Source organism: Cellvibrio sp. (genome assembly GCF_053579595.1).
This window is the reverse complement of sequence record NZ_JBRFPI010000402.1, coordinates 1-3,874: the sequence shown is the minus strand read 5'-3', so window position 1 is coordinate 3,874 and position 3,874 is coordinate 1. Positions and strand designations below refer to the sequence as shown.

General features: G+C 44.7%; 6 protein-coding genes. 1 reads left to right on the top strand and 5 read right to left on the bottom strand.

Annotated features, from left to right (window positions below):
* Nucleotides 1-18: 18 nt before the first annotated feature.
* The 5 genes from ACWA6V_RS18545 to grxC form a co-directional block, all read right to left on the bottom strand.
* Nucleotides 19-804 carry an HvfC/BufC family peptide modification chaperone gene (locus ACWA6V_RS18545; protein WP_449523884.1) on the bottom strand — a complete coding sequence of 262 codons (786 nt, stop codon included), beginning with the start codon at nucleotides 802-804 and terminating at the stop codon, nucleotides 19-21.
* Nucleotides 797-1,714 carry a DUF692 domain-containing protein gene (locus tag ACWA6V_RS18540; RefSeq protein ID WP_449523883.1) on the bottom strand — a complete coding sequence of 306 codons (918 nt, stop codon included), beginning with the start codon at nucleotides 1,712-1,714 and terminating at the stop codon, nucleotides 797-799. The genes ACWA6V_RS18545 and ACWA6V_RS18540 overlap by 8 nt, the downstream gene beginning before the upstream one ends.
* A gap of 39 nt (nucleotides 1,715-1,753) precedes the next feature.
* Nucleotides 1,754-2,041 (bottom strand): BufA1 family periplasmic bufferin-type metallophore, encoded by a 288-nt coding sequence (locus ACWA6V_RS18535; RefSeq protein WP_449523882.1) that lies wholly within the window; start codon nucleotides 2,039-2,041, stop codon nucleotides 1,754-1,756.
* A 60-nt stretch (nucleotides 2,042-2,101) separates the two neighbouring features.
* Nucleotides 2,102-2,572 carry a YHS domain-containing (seleno)protein gene (locus ACWA6V_RS18530; protein WP_449523881.1) on the bottom strand — a complete coding sequence of 157 codons (471 nt, stop codon included), beginning with the start codon at nucleotides 2,570-2,572 and terminating at the stop codon, nucleotides 2,102-2,104.
* A gap of 317 nt (nucleotides 2,573-2,889) precedes the next feature.
* Complete coding sequence (grxC, locus tag ACWA6V_RS18525; protein ID WP_449523880.1) at nucleotides 2,890-3,138, bottom strand: glutaredoxin 3; 249 nt, start codon at nucleotides 3,136-3,138, stop codon at nucleotides 2,890-2,892.
* Nucleotides 3,139-3,439: 301 nt separating this feature from the next.
* On the opposite strand from grxC, the gene ACWA6V_RS18520 reads away from it, so the two are divergent.
* On the top strand, nucleotides 3,440-3,874 hold a 435-nt coding region (locus ACWA6V_RS18520), incomplete at its 3' end, for a hypothetical protein (RefSeq protein ID WP_449523879.1).

The following is a 3,874-nucleotide window of genomic DNA, read 5'->3' as shown; positions in this document are numbered from 1 at the left end:
GGTAATAGCTGCTGATGTTCATAAACTAGGATCCTTTGGCGAGTGAGTGGGTAATGAATAAAATTCGGTTACCCAGCCGTTCGACAGGGCATTGGATAACCAAACGGAAAAATCAAAGTCAGTGTTGTGCAGTTCGTTGAGTGCGCTGAGCAGCGAGTTTCCCCGTAATAGCGAACTCATGAATTTATATTCGCTATCGCGAACTGGAGTTGGCATCGCTCGCCAGTGACGGCGTGAAATAACCAAGCATTGCGGCGACGCATTAAGGTGATGAAGTTTTTCGCGTGCTTTTTCAGACCAGGCGGAAAAATCGGCATCTGCCTGATGCATTTTCCAAATTTCAAAAGCTGGGTAGTGAGTCCAAATAAAGCGAATGTGAGGGTTAAATTTAACACCGACATCCGCCGGATTCAGTTCACTCAACAATGCAATCGAATCGGTTAGGAATTCCACATTTTGTGCCCGCTCTGCGATGTGAATACACCAATCAAGCAATGCCGTCTCAGGCAAATACGCCAAGTGCGAAGTGGAAACCTGAGTTGCAATAAAGTCTGTAAATTCTTCCCCCCATTCACCCCAGTCAGAAAATTGATTCGGACAGGCGAGCAAAAACTCTCTGCTGAGTCTGCCAAATCCCTCCCCAAGCAATTTTGCAAGAGTGGGGAAGCTAATCGCGAGCGCACGTTCGGCTTGTGCCCAGCGATTGCGCTGATAAACCGCAATGCCGGGATTGAGTGAAAGACTTGGGCTGCAAATTACCTTCAGGAAATTCTCTTGTGCGTTAGGACTAATTGTTTTATTCATGATGTAACGCCTGCTGCGCAAATTCACGAATCTTGCTCGCTTCCAGCAATAATTTCTCCCACGAAGGGAGTTGCGTATCCCACTCAAGTAGCGTGGGCCGAGGCCCAATTAAGGTCAGCGCCTGTTCATAGGCATCCCAAACCGGCTGGGAAATTTCTTCGCTATGATCATCTACCATAATTTCGCCCGGTTTAACTAAAGCGCAGCCAGCAAGGTGATATTCACCAACATACTGCGGTGGAATTTGGCTTAGCCAATTGTAGGTGTAGTGATCAATCCGTTTTTCCTGTTCGTTAACGGCGTTGACGACCAAATTATTGAGGTCGATTAATAAACCGCACCCCGTGCGTTTACAAATTTCTGCGAGAAATTCCGGTTCGCTATAGTCATCGGATTGGGTAGAAAACAAGGATGCAGGCACATAGGTGCATATATTTTCAAGCAAAATGGTTCTGCCCAGTGTGTCTTGAACCTTGTTGATGTTAGCTTCAAACGTGGCAATAGATTTTTCAGTTAGTTCAACGGGCAATAAATCGCCACTGTGAATTGATAGTCCATTCATCTCCGCAAACGTAAATGCGGCGTGGTCAGAAAATAGATGTGGTTCAACCCGGGCATTTAGATTTTTTATGCTGTTTAAATGTGTGGGCGATATTCCCGCATAGGAACCTAAACCCAAAGAGGTGCCGTGAATGCTAAGTGCGTATTTTTCCCGCACTTGTGCCAATAGATGTGTACTAATTCCTCCACGCGCAAAGAAATTTTCAGCGTGGACTTCTACAAAATCCGGTTTTAGTGATCGTGCTAAGTCTTCGTTTTCGAGTGCTGATTGGTAGTGCGGACTACGTAGACCAACACCTACTGCATGTGGGCTCAAACGCCGCCCTGGTAATTGAGAATACGTAGTCATGGTTTTGATCCTGAATGGTTAACGGACGATAAGAAGCTATTAAGACGATTGTTGTTGCTTCACTTTTGCTTCTGCTTGTTCTTTCGATAGTCCGCCCAAGCTTTCACAAGTGCCTTTGGCTACCAACATCCATTCACCGGGATCGTTATCAGTAGTTGCCATACCAGCGCAGGAGTGCGTGCCTGCCAGGTTGGCACAATCATTTTGTGCGGCTTTTGCAATGCCGTAGCATTTTTCCTTTCCACCGTTATCTGCAAAGCTTGGATTGCTCAGGCCTGCGGCTAAAACGGTAGCAAGTGCAGACGCAATAATGAGTTGGTGTTTCATAATAATTTTCCTCTTTTACTTTGCTCTGCTGAAGTATTTCAGCAGAGCAAAGAGTGGTTGTTACAGAGATGCAGCGGGTTTGTCTTTAATTGATGGCCAGATTTCATAAGCAGTTTTCAAATTGCCAGATATGTCAGATACCCACTTTTCTTGAACTTGTTTATTCAGGTTCAAGTAAAGTTTTCCTTCAACAATCCGCCATGCAGTAGGGTCTACATCCAACTTTTTATTCAGTGCTACACCCATCGCACAGTGGCCGCCAAATTGCGGAGCATATTTTTCGGGGTTTGCACGAAATTTATCGCGATTATCCGAACTGGCGAATTGATAAATCGTGTTTTTGTAGGTTGCGGTAAATTTTGTAGATCCTTGAGTCGGTTTGCTTTCGGTGAAGTAGGCTACGGTGTCGTAGCCGTGAATTGCGATATCATTCGCATCGGCATTTGCGTCTGAGTCAGCAGCAAAGCTGTGCCCAGTCAGAAAAATACCTACTGCCATCAGAAAAGTTTTGAACATTTTTGAGCTAGACATTTTCGATCTCCAAATTAATTTAAGGTGAGTGCTAACTGCACAGGAGCCATAGTGCCAATGTTCAATTTGGTGTTGAATACTTAAAATTTACAATTGATTATTATCAAAATTGAAATAATTGCTCAGGCATTACGATTTGTATTGGTGTTTTTATATAAATAGTTTTTATTGAACGGATGAGGTTTTTGAAAATAGGAATCTAAACGGTGACTGGGTGATGTAAGAAGGTGATACGAGAAGTTGTGTTTTTTATTTTTGGTGAAAATGTTGAAATAAAAAAAGGGGGCAATGCCCCCTTGTTCGATTCTTAGTAAACTCTATTCAGGTTTTAGTTTTCCGCTCTGATCCCATTTCACCAAATCATCAAATCCACCAATGTGTTGGTCGCCGATGAATATTTGTGGAACGGTTTTGCGTCCGGTGCGTTCCAGCATGGTTTCAAATTCTGTGCGCGATTGGTCTACACGGATTTTGTTGATGGTAGTAATGCCGCGCTGTTTCAGCAGTGATTCGGCAGCAGAGCAATAGGGGCAGGCTCCGGTTGAATAAAGAGTGACTTCCGACATGGGCGATTCCTCAGGTAACAGATGTGTTGGTCTAGTAACAACCGGCGACAAACCTAAAGCGCCAGCGGTTGTTGTTGTCGCCATTATTAGCCCTGAATATTTGGGTAGGAATAGTCACAAACCTTAATAGATTATTCCGGAAGCAGTAATAATGGTTTCCTGCGCCAGGTCCTGTTTATAGCTTCGAATGAGCTATTGTTGCTGTTTTAGAAATAGAGTGTTGGAAATTTGGCTTATTCTCATCGCAGATCGAAATTGGCAATCTGAACACATCCTATGTTCTGGCCTGATTGAGATTGCTATGACTGTTCACTACCTGAAAACCCATCTACCCTGCAGCTGTTGTGAAACCCAAATGCCCGCTGCGCCCTTGGTTGTCTTGCCCAACGGAAAGCCGGTAATCCCCCAGCATTATCTGCAATTCGAGCAAACACTCTTATCCCTGCGGGAAATTCTGCAAGACATTGAGTCGTTGCCGCAGTTTCTGTTATTTGCGGATGAAGATGCCGGTGGGCTTTATGTGCAAGTGGGTATGATTGGCCGGGAAAATTATGATCGCGGTGAACATCTGCGGCAGCAAAAATTGGTTTATGGGCGCAAGTGGCGTATTGATCATGACACGCCTACCTCAGAGATTATCCAGACTGCATTTCTGGCCATTAAAAAAGCCCGTGAACATGAAATTCGCGAACTGTTTACACTGGTGGATCTTGCCAGTGGAAAAACCAGCGCGCCA